The organism is Acidimicrobiales bacterium (genome assembly GCA_040219085.1).
GTDB lineage: Bacteria > Actinomycetota > Acidimicrobiia > Acidimicrobiales > JAVJTC01 > JAVJTC01.
The window spans coordinates 16,298-29,918 of record JAVJTC010000007.1; the positions used below are offsets into that span (position 1 = coordinate 16,298).

13 protein-coding genes are annotated in these 13,621 nt (G+C 68.3%); 7 read left to right on the forward strand and 6 right to left on the reverse strand.

Annotated elements, in window-relative coordinates; all coding sequences use genetic code 11:
- Position 1 precedes the first annotated feature (1 nt).
- The 5 genes from RIE08_02685 to RIE08_02705 all read right to left on the reverse strand — a co-directional run bounded on the left by RIE08_02685 (position 2) and on the right by RIE08_02705 (position 6,176).
- The gene (locus tag RIE08_02685; GenBank protein MEQ8716493.1) at positions 2-436 is read right to left on the reverse strand and encodes a hypothetical protein; all 435 of its coding nucleotides are present in this window, start codon (positions 434-436) and stop codon (positions 2-4) included.
- The gene (locus RIE08_02690) at positions 423-1,088 is read right to left on the reverse strand and encodes an SCO family protein (protein ID MEQ8716494.1); all 666 of its coding nucleotides are present in this window, start codon (positions 1,086-1,088) and stop codon (positions 423-425) included. Before RIE08_02690 ends, RIE08_02685 begins: the two co-directional genes overlap by 14 nt.
- Positions 1,085-1,489: a cytochrome c gene (locus RIE08_02695; protein ID MEQ8716495.1), complete on the reverse strand. Its 405-nt coding sequence runs from the start codon at positions 1,487-1,489 to the stop codon at positions 1,085-1,087. Before RIE08_02695 ends, RIE08_02690 begins: the two co-directional genes overlap by 4 nt.
- A complete protein-coding gene (locus RIE08_02700; protein MEQ8716496.1) occupies positions 1,489-3,396 on the reverse strand; it encodes an ABC transporter ATP-binding protein in 1,908 nt (635 codons plus the stop codon). Before RIE08_02700 ends, RIE08_02695 begins: the two co-directional genes overlap by 1 nt.
- Before the next feature lie 77 nt (positions 3,397-3,473).
- Positions 3,474-6,176: a heterodisulfide reductase-related iron-sulfur binding cluster gene (locus RIE08_02705; GenBank protein MEQ8716497.1), complete on the reverse strand. Its 2,703-nt coding sequence runs from the start codon at positions 6,174-6,176 to the stop codon at positions 3,474-3,476.
- 200 nt (positions 6,177-6,376) lie between these two features.
- On the opposite strand from RIE08_02705, the gene RIE08_02710 reads away from it, so the two are divergent.
- The 3 genes from RIE08_02710 to RIE08_02720 all read left to right on the forward strand — a co-directional run bounded on the left by RIE08_02710 (position 6,377) and on the right by RIE08_02720 (position 8,732).
- Positions 6,377-6,859: a winged helix-turn-helix domain-containing protein gene (locus RIE08_02710; GenBank protein ID MEQ8716498.1), complete on the forward strand. Its 483-nt coding sequence runs from the start codon at positions 6,377-6,379 to the stop codon at positions 6,857-6,859.
- A gap of 121 nt (positions 6,860-6,980) precedes the next feature.
- Entirely contained in the window at positions 6,981-8,381 is a 1,401-nt protein-coding gene (locus RIE08_02715; GenBank protein ID MEQ8716499.1) for an ammonium transporter, read from the forward strand.
- Between the two features lie 12 nt (positions 8,382-8,393).
- The gene (locus RIE08_02720) at positions 8,394-8,732 is read left to right on the forward strand and encodes a P-II family nitrogen regulator (protein ID MEQ8716500.1); all 339 of its coding nucleotides are present in this window, start codon (positions 8,394-8,396) and stop codon (positions 8,730-8,732) included.
- Between the two features lie 93 nt (positions 8,733-8,825).
- Here the strand turns inward: RIE08_02720 and gpmA are convergent, their stop codons facing one another.
- Positions 8,826-9,584, reverse strand: coding sequence for a 2,3-diphosphoglycerate-dependent phosphoglycerate mutase (gene gpmA / locus RIE08_02725; GenBank protein MEQ8716501.1), 759 nt, complete (start codon positions 9,582-9,584; stop codon positions 8,826-8,828).
- 213 nt (positions 9,585-9,797) lie between these two features.
- On the opposite strand from gpmA, the gene dnaK reads away from it, so the two are divergent.
- The 4 genes from dnaK to RIE08_02745 are packed head-to-tail and all read left to right on the forward strand — an operon-like array spanning position 9,798 to position 13,562.
- Positions 9,798-11,651 carry a molecular chaperone DnaK gene (dnaK, locus tag RIE08_02730; protein MEQ8716502.1) on the forward strand — a complete coding sequence of 618 codons (1,854 nt, stop codon included), beginning with the start codon at positions 9,798-9,800 and terminating at the stop codon, positions 11,649-11,651.
- Positions 11,648-12,205 (forward strand): nucleotide exchange factor GrpE, encoded by a 558-nt coding sequence (locus tag RIE08_02735; GenBank protein ID MEQ8716503.1) that lies wholly within the window; start codon positions 11,648-11,650, stop codon positions 12,203-12,205. Before dnaK ends, RIE08_02735 begins: the two co-directional genes overlap by 4 nt.
- Positions 12,206-12,211: 6 nt before the next feature.
- Entirely contained in the window at positions 12,212-13,168 is a 957-nt protein-coding gene (locus RIE08_02740) for a DnaJ C-terminal domain-containing protein (GenBank protein ID MEQ8716504.1), read from the forward strand.
- A gap of 4 nt (positions 13,169-13,172) precedes the next feature.
- Positions 13,173-13,562 (forward strand): helix-turn-helix transcriptional regulator, encoded by a 390-nt coding sequence (locus tag RIE08_02745; GenBank protein MEQ8716505.1) that lies wholly within the window; start codon positions 13,173-13,175, stop codon positions 13,560-13,562.
- Positions 13,563-13,621: the final 59 nt, after the last annotated feature.

Genomic DNA, 13,621 nt, shown 5'->3' on the forward strand with positions numbered 1-13,621 from the left:
CTCAGCTGACCGTGACGACGATCTCACCACTCGGATGAACCGTGCAGATCCCGATGAACTCCCCGGCCGAACGGAAGCGTTGACGGAGTACCTCGCCCGCCCCGACGAAGAACGGGCCGATCAGATGGCCGCGGTCGTCCTCGTTCACGATCTCGATGACGTCGCCGACCGACATGTCGAGCTCCGCAGGGAGGATCTCGAGTGGCTCGCCGCGGTCGAAGGCTTCACCGGCCCCTTCGGGGATCACGTAGGACAACGTCGCAGCGTCCTCGGCGGCGGACTCGACGCCGAACGTGTCGGCCCCGCCGCCGCTACAGCCGACGAGTGCCACCGCGGCGACCATCACGGTCGCGAACGCGGCGGGTAGGACACGCCGTGGCGGTCCGGCGAGCCCCGACCGCGGAGGTCCGCTGCCGAGGCGGTCAGGTGACGTCACCGAGGAGTGTCTCCATGTCGGTGGCGAGGTCTGCTCCCCGGGTGCCGAACGGCCAGGTCACGACCAGTCGGCCCTCGTCGTCGACGGCGTACAGCGACCCGGTGTGGAGCACCTCGACGGCGCCGTCGGCGGTTGTGGCGACCTGGTAGTCGGCCCCGAACCCGTCGGCCGCGGCACGCAGTGCCGCCTCGTCGGTGGTCCGCAGGGGATGCGCGTCGGGAATGAACGATCGTAGGTAGTCGGTGATGACGCGATCCGTGTCCCGATCCGGGTCGATGGTCGCCATTGCCACCTCGACCCGCTCGGCCAGCGACGCATCGAGCAGGGACAGGGCGTAGCGGATGTCTGCGAGCGTCGTGGGGCACACGTCGGGACACGACGTGTAGCCGAAGTAGACGAGTAGGAGCCCGTCCTCGTCCGCGCGGAACGGGAACGGCGCTGCTCGGGCGGTCACGTCGGGCAGGGAGAGTTCGCCGACGACGGGTGCCGGCGTCCGGACGAACCCGGTGAGTCCGCCGGTGTCGGCAGTGGTCGGCGAGTCGGCGGCGGAATCGGGTGGCGCGGCCCCGGTCGAGCGGGATTCCCCGCACGCGGCGACCGTTGTGAGGCCGAGAGCAACCACGGCCGGGGCGATGATCCGCAGCCCTCTCATCTCAGCTCCAGGATGTAGGCCACCACCGCGTCCACCTCCCCGTCGGTGAGCACGTTCTCAGGCATCCGGACCGCGTACCCCTCGACGATGTCCGCGCCGGGTTCGGTGATGGCCCGCCTCAGGTACGCCGGATCCGCCGCCGCCGTCGTGCCGTCCAACAGAGATACCTCTGACCCGGCAAGGCCGCGCCACGACGGGCCGACGCCGCCTTCGCCCGACTGGCCATGACACGACACACATCCCTGTGCCGCGGCGATCTGGCGTCCCTCCGCAGCGAGGGGACTGAGCGCGATGTCCTCGCCGGGGCCGCTTCCACAACCGAGGGCGACGGCGGCGAGGACGACGGCGAGGACGACGGCAGTACTGCGGAGGCGGGAGAGAGTCGGGCACCGGGAGGTCACTACGAAGTAGGTCGTCCCGCGCCGCTTCCCGGTTCCCGGCGCTGACGGTGCCGTTCGAGGCGGCGGGCCCCCGTCGCAACCAGGGGCCGGAAGTCGCCGTCGGTCATGACCACGCCGTCGACGCAGTGGGTCTCGATCGTGCCGCCGCCGAACTGTTCGTCGTAGAGGCGGCGGTAGGCCCCGCCGGCCTCGACGAGCTCGTCGTGTGAGCCGGACTCGACGATCCGGCCGTCGTCCACGACGTGGATGACGTCGGCCGCACGGATGGTGGACAGCCTGTGCGCCACGGCGAGAGTCGTGCGACCCTCGACCAGTTCGGCCAGCGCCGCCTGGATGCGCCTCTCAGAGGCCGTGTCCAGCGCGGAGGTCGCCTCGTCGAGCACGAGGATGCGTGGGTCGTGCAACAGGACGCGGGCGATGGCGATGCGTTGGCGTTCACCGCCCGAGAGTCGGAAGCCCCGCTCGCCGACGACGGTGTCGTAGCCGTCGTCGAACTCGACGATGCGGTCGTGAATCGCCGCGGCCCGCGCGGCCTTCTCCACGTCGGCGTCGGACGCGTCGGGTTGCGCGTAGGCGATGTTGGCCCGCAGCGTGTCGGCGAAGAGGTAGGACTCCTGGGTGACCACGCCGACGATGTCGGCCACCGACGCGAATGTGAGGTCCCGCAGGTCGACCCCGTCGATGGTGATGGCGCCGTCGGTCACGTCGTAGAGCCTCGGGACGAGGTTGAGGATCGTCGACTTGCCCGCGCCGGACGCACCGACGAACGCGACGAGTTCTCCCGGTCGGGCCTCGAAGTCGATCTCGTCGAGCGTCGGGACCGGCTCGCCCTCGCGGGTCTCGTAGTGGAACGACACGTTCTCGAAGGCCAGACGGCCGTGGACCTCGTCGCGCCGCAGCTCGGTGGCGCCGGGGCGCTCGACGACGTCGGGTTCGGTGTCGAGGTACTCGAAGACGCGTACGAACATCGCCTGCGAGGACTGGAGCTCGACGAAGGTCTCCAGCATCCGCGCCACGGGGAAGAACAGCCGGTTCTGAAGCGTGGTGACGGCGACGATCGTCCCCGCCGTCAGGTTCGTGCCGCCGTCGATGAGAAGCCCTGCGGCGAGATACACGGCCACCGGGGAGAGACCCAGGAACGCCTGGATGACCGTGAAGAACGCCTGGCCGATGACCTGTTGACGGGTGGCGACGTCGGCCACCTCGCGGTTGCGTGTCTCGAACCGGCGGATCTCACGGTCCGACCGGCCGAACAGCCGGGCGAGCGTGAACCCCGAGACCGACAACGTCTCGTTGGTCAGGACGTTCATCTCGGCGATCGCGGCCTGGGACCGTCCTGTCAGCTCGCGGCGTCGCCGCCCCACCCAGCGCGTGGCCACCACGAACACCGGCACGGTCGCGAGGGAGATGAGCGTCAGCTGCCACGAGAGGATCGTCAGTGCCGCGAGCGCTGCGAGGAAGGTGACGCCGTTGGACAGGATCGACGACATCGTCGTCGTCACCGCGGTCTGCACGCCCCCGACGTCGTTGGCTATCCGCGACTGGAGGTCACCGGTGCGCGACGTCGCATAGAACGACAGCGACAACGAGTGGAGGTGGGCGTACACGCGGTCACGCAGGTCACGCAGGACGTGTTGGCCGAGGACGTTGGTCACCCACGTCTGCCACACGCCCAGACCGGTCGACGCGATGGTGATCGCCACCATCGCCACGGTGAGGACCCACAGGAGGCCGATGTCGGGCCCGCCGGTGTCGGGGAACAGGGCGTCGTCGAACACGACGCGGATGAGCAGCGGATTGACGACGCCGAGCAGCGATGTCGTGAGGACCAGGCCGAGCACGAGTGCGACCTGCCCGCGGTGGACCGCGAACAGCCCGATGACGCGCTTCCAGCTGAATCCGCTCATCGGGCGACCCTACCCAGGGGTGCCCGATGAGGTGCCGTCGGAGGTGGTCCCGTCAGGGCGACGCGACCGGCCCGGGCTCAGTCCTCGTCGGTGTCGTCAGCGAGTTCGCGGGCCTGGATGACCCAGTTCCACTTCCGGATCCGCCCGGGCACGCCGAGGGTCTTCTCGAGTTCGATGACGGCGGCCTCGTCCATCGACGCGATCTGTTCGAACGACGTGATACCCGTACCGGCGAGGGCCTTGAGGACGATCGGGTCGGTGCCCTTGATGCGGCTCAGGTCGTCGTGGTGTACCGGCGCAGCAGCGGGGGCGGCCTCGGCTTCCTCGGGCGCACCGGCGGCCTCGCCGGCGGAGGTGTCCGGCTCGTCGCCGCCGAGGGACACGTCGGTCGGCGGCGACCCCTCATGGTCCGGCTCGTCCTGGCCGTTGGAGGGCGCGGGGACGGCGGTGTCGGGCAGTGGGGCGACGGGGTCGGGTTCGAGGGTTGCGACCGGTGACGCCTGGCGCATGCCGAAGCCGAGGGGCCCCTCCAGTTCGGCCTCGGGCCGCACCCGGCTGGCGGCCGGCACGAGACGTTCCTCGTCGGCGGCCTTCTCGCCCTCCTCGATCGCCTCGAGGAGGTGCATGGCGATGTCGGCGACCTTGACCTGGTCGTCCTCGACGCCCTCACCCTTCACGCCGTCGTCGATCATCACGTAGCAGAACGGGCAGGCCGTGGCGATGCGCGACGCACCGGTTGCGAGCAGTTCCTGGGAGCGTTCGACGTTGACCGCCTTGCCGACGTGCTCCTCCATCCACATGCGTGCGCCGCCGGCGCCGCAACACATCCCCTCGGTCCCGTTGCGGCCGGCTTCGACGATCTCGAGCCCACCGATGGAGCCGACGACCTTGCGGGGCGCGAGGTAGACGTCGTTGTGGCGACCCAGGTAGCACGAGTCGTGGTAGACGAGGCGCTCGTCGAGGCGGGCTTCGGTCATGTCCAGGCGCCCGTCGGCGACGAGCCCCTCGAGGAACTGGCTGTGGTGGACCACTTCGTAGTGGCCACCGAGCTGCGGGTACTCGTTGGCGAGGGTGTTGAAGCAGTGCGGGCACTGGGTGACGATCTTGCGGACGCCCATCGTGTTGAGCGTCTCGACGTTCTGCATCGCCAGCATCTGGAAGATGTACTCGTTACCGGAGCGTCGGGCGGGATCGCCGGTGCACATCTCGGCGGGGCCGAGGATGGCGAAGTCCACGCCGGCGCGCTGCATCAGCTTGGCCATGGCCGTGGAGACCTTGCGGTTCTTGTCGTCGAAGCTGCCGGCGCAGCCCACCCAGTAGAGGTACTCGGCGTCGAAGGGGTCGCCGCCGTCGAGGACGCGGATGCCCTCGAGGTCGCCGACCCAGTCCGCCCGTTCGCCCTGGGACATCCCCCACGGGTTCCCCGAGTTCTCCATCGAGCGGTAGGCGGCGCCCAACTCGGTGGGGAAGTCGCTCTCCATGAGCGAGAGGTAGCGGCGCATGTCGAGGATCTTGTCGAGGATCTCGATGTTGACCGGGCAGGCCTCGTCACATGCCTTGCACGACGTGCACGCCCACACCTCCTCGGAGGTGATCCGCTCGAACACGTTGTTCGCGCCGATCGTGATCTCCGGGTCGGTGCCGAGCGGCGGCGACGTCGGAGGGGTGCCGGTGGCGGCCATGACCTCGCCGGTCTTGAGGACGATCTCGCGGGGGTCGAGGGACTTGCCGGTGGCGTGTGCAGGACACACGGCGGTGCACCGGCCACACATCGTGCACGAGTCCGTGTCGAGCAGTTGCTTCCAGGTGAAGTCCTCGATGGCGACCGCGCCGAACGATTCGAGTTCGGTCTCCATCAGGTTGCCCATAGGCCGCATCGCACCCTTGGGGCGCTCACGGTCCCGCAGATACATGTTCAGGGGCGAGGTGAACATGTGCCGCAGCATGGTGACGGGCAGGATCAACAGGAAGACGATGAACGAGACGACGTGGGCGATCCACCAGGCCTGGTGCCAACCAGCCAGGTTGTCGAGGCCGTCGACGGTGGTGGCGAGCGGGTAGCCGATGACCGACCACTTCTCGAAGTCCGGCGTGCCGTTCTCGGCGATGCGGAAGACCTCGGCACCGAAGCCGGTGACGCCGATCAGAAGGAACGTGCCGAGGATGACGGCGTGTTCGGGCTTGGACTTGATGCGGATGCGGTACGGCCGCATGGGGCGGGGTCCGTAGCGCCGGCCGATCGCCCAGAGCACACCGATCAGGAAGATCGCCCCGGCGATGTCGCCGACAGCGGAGTAGCCCTGGTACACGCGACCGTGGAGGAACTTGGCTGAGTCGGGTAGCTGGTGGTCGATCTCGAGGGTCGTCGTCACGGCGAGCAGGACGAGGAACCCGAAGTAGATCATCGAGTGCATGATCCCGGCGACGGGCTCACGCATGAGCGTCTGCATGTACACGCCGGCGCGGAAGTCGGCCAGGCGGCGCTTCACGTTGCGTGGCGTGGTGGACCGGTTGTCGGGCGCGCCGCGTTCCCAGTTGGCGACGCGGTTCGCGAACAGCACGGCGCCGACGACGATCAACACGGGGATCACCGTGTAGAACGCGGCTTTGAGCGGACTCGGGATGTTCCCGAAGACCTTGCGCGTGATGTCGGAGTCGCTTTCGAATCCGAGGGCGGTGGAGACGATCCCCGAGGCCGCGGTGAACGCGGCGACGGCGACGCCGAAGGCGATGACGACGTGGCGGGGCTTGACCGCTCGTCCGGAGTTCTCTGTGGTCATGGCGTTGGCGAGGCTAGTTGCCGCGGGCGCCGTCGGCGGAATCGCGGCGCCTTGCTTGTAGGAACGCGCCGGCGACAACCGCTGACGCCCGGCCGGGGCGCAGCCCGGGCGGAGGATGTGCACGGCGTACCGCGTGGGGTCCGAACGAGTTCACGATCCGGAAACACTCGCGAAAAACGGTCGTCCTACCTTCTGAGGCCGTGGATGTCGCTCTCGTGCACTGGCCAGGGGACGAGGCGAGGCGGCACCGACTCCGCAACCGTGGAGTCGCCCGTCTCCTTCTCGTCGCGCCCGACGCGGAGCCCCCGGCGATCGACCATTCCCTCGAGGACTGGGTGCGGATGCCCGCGCCCGAGGTGGACGTGCGGGCCCGGGTCGAAGGTCTGCGCCAACGTTTCGCCGCCTTCGACACCCCTCACATCGACGAGGACGGTGTCGTCCGGTTCGGCGACGACTGGGTTGCGGTTCCCCCGGTCGAGGCGCGCCTCGTCGGTGCGATGATCGACCGCTACGGCGCCTGCGTGGGCCGTGACGTGCTCGCCGCGGCGGCCTGGCCCGAGGGGAGTCCGGGTCGCAATGCCCTCGATGTGCACATGGCCCGGCTGCGCAAGCGCCTCGCCACCGTGGAGCTGGCGATTCGAACCATCCGGTCCCGGGGCTACCTGCTCGAGTCCGCGGCCTGATCTGTCAGATTTCCGTCAGATAGCGGACGTACCTTCGTAACGGGCGGCGAATCGGAGCGAAACACGCCATACCTAGCGTCAGGTCGACGTCAGAGTTCGCATACCAAGGAGGGAAGGGCTCGTGAGACGCAAGCTTGCGATCGGTGCCACCGCATCGATTGTCACGATGTTCCTCCTGACGGTCCCCGCGGCCGCTCAGGAAGACGGAACAGACCTACAACCGATCATCGACAACATGTGGGTGTTCATCGCAGGGATCATGGTGTTCTTGATGCAGGCCGGTTTCGGCCTCGTCGAGGCCGGCATGACCAGGGCGAAGAACGTCGCCAACATCATGGCGAAGAACCTCGCTGACATGTCGATCGGTGTCATCGCCTTCTGGGCGGTGGGATTCGGTTTCGCGTACGGCGCGGACTCGGGCAACATCATCGGCACCGACGGTTTCTTCCTCTCGGGAGCCCCGATCGGTATCGACGGTGGCCTGTCGATCTGGACCGACTTCTTCTTCCAGGTCGTGTTCGCCGCCACCGCCGTGACGATCGCGTCGGGAGCCATGGCCGAGCGCACGAAGTTCAGCGGCTACCTGATCTTCTCCGCGCTGATGACGGCGTTCATCTACCCCGTCGTCGTCCACTGGTTCTGGGGCGGTGGTCTGATCGCCAAGATGGAGGTCGGCGACGCCGTCTTCAGTGACTTCGCCGGCTCCACGATCGTGCACTCGACCGGTGGCTGGGCGGCGCTCATGGGCGCCTACTTCCTCGGTCCACGTATCGGGAAGTACGACGAGAACGGCAACCCGCGGGCGATTCCGGGCCACAACATGGCCTACACCATCATCGGTGTGTTCATCCTCTGGTTCGGCTGGTTCGGGTTCAACCCCGGCTCTCAGCTGGGCATGGACGAGGTCGTCGCCCGTGCCGGTGTGACCACGCTGCTCGCGGCAGCCGCCGGTGGCCTCTCGGCCGGTGCGGTCGTGTGGTTGAAGACCGGACGTATGGAAGTCGGCATGGCCGGCAACGGCGTGCTCGCGGGCCTGGTGTCCATCACCGCCGGTACCGCGGCGATGAACACCATGGGAGCCTTCGTCACCGGTCTCATCGGTGGCGCGATCGTGGTGTTCGCCGTCCTGTTCATCGACCGGATCGGCATCGACGATCCCGTCGGCGCCATCTCCGTGCACGGCATCTGCGGCGTGTGGGGAACCCTCGCCGTCGGTCTGTTCGCGGTCTACGACGACGGCTTCCTGGGACGGGCCGAGGCCGGCCTCTTCTATGGTGGCGGTATCGAGCAGCTGCTCGTGCAGCTCTTCGGTGCGCTGATCGTGTTCGCCTTCGTGGTGGTCGCAGCCGGCATCGTCTTCTTCACGCTGAAGAAGCTCAACCTCCTGCGGGTCACCCCGGAAGAGGAGATGCAGGGTCTCGACGTCATGGAGCACGGCTCGCCGGGCTACAACAACGACACGGTCACCGTGGGCAGCCACGGCATCCCGGAGACCGCCCCCAACACCAAGCTGCGGCTCTAGGAGGACGAGATGTTGCACATGATCACAGCGATCATCAGACCCCACAATGTGGAGACCGTGAAGGACGCGCTGCGAGAGCAGGGAATCCAGGGCATGACGGTCACCGAGGTCAAGGGATACGGCCGCCAGGGCGGTCACACCGAGACCTACCGTGGTGCCGAGTACACCGTGGACTTCATGCCGAAGGCCAAGATCGAGATCCTCGCGGAGAGCGATCAGGCCGACCTGGTGGTCCAGACCATCTCCGACGCTGCCCGTTCAGGGAAGATCGGCGACGGAAAGATCTGGGTCACCTCCGTGGACCGCGCAGTGCGGATCCGCACCGGCGAGATGGGTTCCGAAGCCGTCTAGGTTCCGGATTCGATGCACAGCTGAACTGATGGTGTGGGGCGTCGCCTTCGGGCGGCGCCCCACCCGCGTCGAGGGAGGGGGTCCGGACCCGGGTCAGCCCTTCGCCTGGTTGGCGACGGCCGCCGCGGCCGCGGCGATCTCGTCGGGGTCGCCCAGGTACCGCTGCGTGATCGCCATCTCCGTGGCGGGGCGCATGTCGTCCCCGATCTCGTAGACGAGTGGCACGCCTGTCGGGATGTTCAGGTCCGCGATCTCGTCGTCGGCGATCCCGTCGAGGTGCTTGACCAGCGCCCGGAGGCTGTTGCCGTGGGCCACGACGAGCGGGGTTCGGCCGGCGTAGAGGTCGGGGACGATCGCGTCGTACCAGTACGGCAACATCCGCTCGACCACATCGGCGAGGCACTCCGCAGCGGGGACCTGTTCGGGAGCGAGAGTCGCGTAGCGCACATCGTCGTTGGGGTTGTGGGGGTTGTCGGCGGTGATGGGCGGCGGCGGTGTGTCGTAGCTGCGCCGCCACACATGGACCTGGTCCTCGCCGTAGCGGCGGGTGGTCTCGGCCTTGTCGAGTCCGGTGAGGTCGCCGTAGTGGCGCTCGTTGAGGCGCCAGTGGCGGTGTACCGGCAGCCAGGAGCGTCCCATCTCCGACAGGGCACGGTCCGCGGTACGGATCGCCCTGGTGAGCAGGGAGGTGTGGAGCACGCCGGGTTCGAGCCCCTCGGCGGCCATCAGGCGGCCCGCTTCGGCCGCCTCGGTGCGACCCTTGTCCGACAGGGGACAGTCGTACCAGCCGGTGAAGAGGTTCTGGAGGTTCCACGTGCTCTGGCCGTGGCGGAGCAGGACGAGTGTTGCCATGGCGCGAGAGTACTGCGCCGCCCGCGACGGCCAGGCGTTTCCCGCGGCGACAGAGGAGTTGAGGGAATAGCACTCAGGTTTGCTTCGTTGGTATGACTACGAAGCGGAGGACCGGCCCGAGCCCGTGGCTAGCCTTCGACACGACCCCCAGCGACCGCGATCCGCCGAGCAGAGAGGCGGGATCGCTCCGCACGCACAAGGAGAAGAAGGCACATGGCCAAGGCTGTCGGCATCGATCTCGGGACGACCAACTCGGTCGTCAGCGTTCTCGAAGGTGGCGATCCCGTGGTGATCGCCAACACCGAGGGTTCGCGCACCACCCCGTCGGTGGTCGCGTTCGCGAAGAACGGCGAGGTCCTCGTCGGTGAGGTCGCCAAGCGGCAGGCCATCACCAACCCGGATCGCACGATCCGCTCGGTGAAGCGGCACATGGGCACCAACTGGTCCATCGACATCGACGGCAAGGCGTACAACGCCCAGGAGATCTCGGCGCGCGTCCTCCAGAAGCTCAAGCGCGACGCCGAGGAGTACCTCGGCGACGAGGTCACCCAGGCCGTCGTCACGGTGCCCGCGTACTTCGACGACGCCCAGCGCACCGCCACCAAGGAGGCCGGTCAGGTGGCGGGCCTCGAGGTCCTGCGCATCATCAACGAGCCGACTGCGGCCGCTCTCGCCTACGGCCTCGACAAGGACGGCGAGGATCAGACCATCCTCGTGTTCGACCTCGGCGGCGGCACGTTCGACGTGTCGGTTCTCGAGATCGGCGACGGTGTGTTCGAGGTCAAGTCCACCTCCGGCGACACGAGCCTCGGTGGTGACGACTGGGACCAGGCGGTCATCGACTGGCTCGTCACGTCCTTCAAGGACGACCACGGCGTGGACCTGGGCCAGGACAACATGGCCCTCCAGCGCCTCAAGGAGTCAGCGGAGAAGGCCAAGATCGAACTGTCGGGCCAGCAGGAGGCCCACATCAACCTCCCGTTCATCACGGCCACCGACTCGGGTCCGCTGCACCTGGACTACCGACTCAGCCGTTCGAAGTTCCAGGAGATGACCCGGGACCTCCTCGACCGCTGTCGCAAGCCCTTCGAGGCGGCGATCAACGACGCCGGCTTGAAGGACGGTGGGCTGGACCACGTCATTCTCGTTGGCGGTTCCACCCGGATGCCCGCCGTGACCGACCTGGTCCGTGAGATGACCGGCAAGGACCCCCACAAGGGTGTCAACCCCGACGAGGTCGTGGCGGTCGGCGCCTCCATCCAGGCCGGAGTGCTCAAGGGCGAGGTCAAAGACGTCCTGCTCCTCGACGTGACCCCGCTGTCTCTCGGCATCGAGACCAAGGGCGGCATCATGACGAAGCTCATCGAGCGCAACACGACCATCCCGACCAAGCGGACCGAGACCTTCACCACGGCGTCGGACTCCCAGCCGTCGGTGGAGATCCACGTGCTCCAGGGTGAACGGGACATGGCCCAGTTCAACAAGACGCTCGGCAAGTTCCAGCTGGTGGACCTCCCGCCGGCTCCCCAGGGTGTCCCCCAGATCGAGGTCACCTTCGATATCGACGCCAACGGCATCGTGCACGTCGGCGCCCGGGACAAGGCCACCGGCAACGAGCAGTCCATCACCATCACCGGTCAGTCGTCGCTGTCCAAGGACCAGATCGACCAGATGGTCCGTGATGCCGAGGCCCATGCCGACGAGGACCACCGCCGCCGTGAGCTGGCCGAGGCCCGAAACCAGGCCGACGGGCTCGTCTATCAGACCGAGAAGCTCATCCGTGACCAGGGCGACGGTCTCTCCGAGGAGGAGAAGACCGAGGTCAACGACAAGATCGCGGCGGTCAAGACGGCCCTCGAAGGCGAGGACCTCGAGACACTGCGTGACGCCACGGAGTCGCTGATGGCCTCGAGCCAGCAGCTCGGTCAGCGTCTCTACGAGCAGGCCGGCCAGGCCGGTGCGGACTCCGAGACGGCCGCCGACGGCGAAGACGACATCGTCGATGCCGAAATCGTCGAGGACGAGGACGAGGACGAGGACGGTCACGACGAAGAGGCGTCGTCGTGACCGACCCGGCCCATACCGACCCGCACCCGGGGACCATCCCCGGTGAGGAACCCCACGAGCCCGCACCCGAAGAGCTCGTGGAGGACCTCCCCCCTGCCGAACACCACGACGCCGGCCCCGTCAGCCGGGCGGACTACGACGCGCTCGAAGCCGACCGGGACCAGTACCTCGAGGCGGTCCAGCGGCTCAAGGCGGAGTTCGCCAATCACCGCCGCCGTACCGACGAGCAGCGCGGTGAGATGATCGAACGTGCCGCCGCCGGTCTGGTGGAGAAGCTGCTTCCGGTGCTCGACGCGTGCGACGCCGCGCTCGCGCAGGGGACCGAGGCCGTGCAACCGGTGGCGTCCCTGCTCGAGACCGTTCTCGCAGGCGACGGGTTGGAGCGCATCGCCGAACCGGGCGAGAGCTTCGACCCGGAGCGCCACGAGGCGGTCGTTCACAGTGCGGGTGAATCCGACGCCGACGGTGCGCCCGTGGTCGCCGAGGTGTTGCGCGCCGGCTTCGCCTGGAAGGGTCGGGTCGTCCGCCCGGCGATGGTGCGCGTGGAAGGCTAGGAGTCGATGACCGAGGTCAAACGCGAGTGGCTCGAGACGGACTACTACGGCGTCCTCGGCGTGCCCGAGAGCGCCTCGGCCGCCGACATCACCCGCGCCTACCGTGACCTCGCCCGCAAGCTGCACCCCGACCGCAACCCCGACGATCCCGCCGCCGAAGAACGCTTCAAGGAGGTGTCGGGTGCCTATGACGTCCTCCACGACGCGGAGCGGCGCAAGGCCTACGACCAGGTCCGCAAGATGGGACCTGCGGCCGGTGGCTTCGGGCCGGGCCCCGGTGGCGCCGGCGGCTTCAGGCCGGGTCCCGGTGGCGCCGGCGGTTTCGACTTCAACTTCGAGGGTGGCGACCTCGGGGACCTCCTCGGCAGCGTCTTCGGTGGCGCCGGTGGCCGTAGCCGTGGCGGCGCCCGTCCGGGCCGCGATCAACAGGCCCAGATAAGTCTCGACTTCGACGAGGCCGTCCGCGGCGTGACCACGACCGTCGCACTCGGCGACGCGCGTGGGGGCGAACCGCGCCGCATCAAGGTGCGTATCCCTCCAGGGGTCACCGACGGTCAGCGGATCCGCCTACGCGGGAAGGGTGGACCCGGCACCGGCGGCGGACCGGCCGGCGATCTCTACGTCGTGGTGCGGGTGGCCGACCACGAGCTGTTCGGTCGCGACGGCGCGAACCTCACTGTCACGCTGCCGGTCACGTTCAGCGAGGCGGCACTCGGCGCCACGGTCGCGGTGCCGACGTTCGACGGAGGAACCGTGTCGGTGAAGATCCCACCGGGTACCCAGTCGGGGAGGGTCCTGCGGGTGCGGGGACGTGGCGTCGAGACCGATGGGCGCCGCGGAGACCTGCTCGTGACGGTCACCGTCGCGGTCCCCCAGAAGCTGAACTCCCGTCAGCGGAAGGCCCTCGAGGCTTTCGCCGAGACCATCGACGAGTCCCCCCGTGACCATCTCGAGAGGAGCTGAGCCGGTGGACGCACGAGACGAGAGGCCAGGCACCGCCGACCGCGCTGTCTACGTGATATCGGTCGCTGCGGAGCTGACCGGGGTCCACCCCCAGACCCTGCGCGTCTATGAACGGCGTGGTCTGGTGGAGCCCGCGCGCACCGACGGGATGAGCCGCCGCTACAGCGAGAGCGACATCGAGCGGGTCCGACGGATAACCGAGCTCACCGAGGAGGGACTCAACCTCGCGGGTGTGAAGCGCGTTCTGGAACTCGAGGCGGAGGTGACGGACCTGCGGGCCCGCCTGCGCGCCGCGGGCACTCCGGGCTCTTCCCGCCCGCCCACGTCGCCGACCGACCTGGTGCCGGTCGGCCAGGAGATCGTGGTCTGGCGACGCCGTCGGTCCAGCCGCTGAGCCTCCGGGGCCCCGCCTGTACCCAATCCTGAGGAATTGACGGCCGTTTCCTTGTGACG

Excerpts from the sequence above, each read along its gene's own strand:
- RIE08_02700 (MEQ8716496.1), bottom strand. The coding sequence starts at position 3,396 with ATGAGCGGATTCAGCTGGAAGCGCGTCATCGGGCTGTTCGCGGTCCAC.
- RIE08_02705 (MEQ8716497.1), bottom strand. The coding sequence starts at position 6,176 with ATGACCACAGAGAACTCCGGACGAGCGGTCAAGCCCCGCCACGTCGTC.
- RIE08_02740 (MEQ8716504.1), top strand. The coding sequence starts at position 12,212 with ATGACCGAGGTCAAACGCGAGTGGCTCGAGACGGACTACTACGGCGTC.
- RIE08_02690 (MEQ8716494.1), bottom strand. The coding sequence starts at position 1,088 with ATGAGAGGGCTGCGGATCATCGCCCCGGCCGTGGTTGCTCTCGGCCTC.
- dnaK (MEQ8716502.1), top strand. The coding sequence starts at position 9,798 with ATGGCCAAGGCTGTCGGCATCGATCTCGGGACGACCAACTCGGTCGTC.
- gpmA (MEQ8716501.1), bottom strand. The coding sequence starts at position 9,584 with ATGGCAACACTCGTCCTGCTCCGCCACGGCCAGAGCACGTGGAACCTC.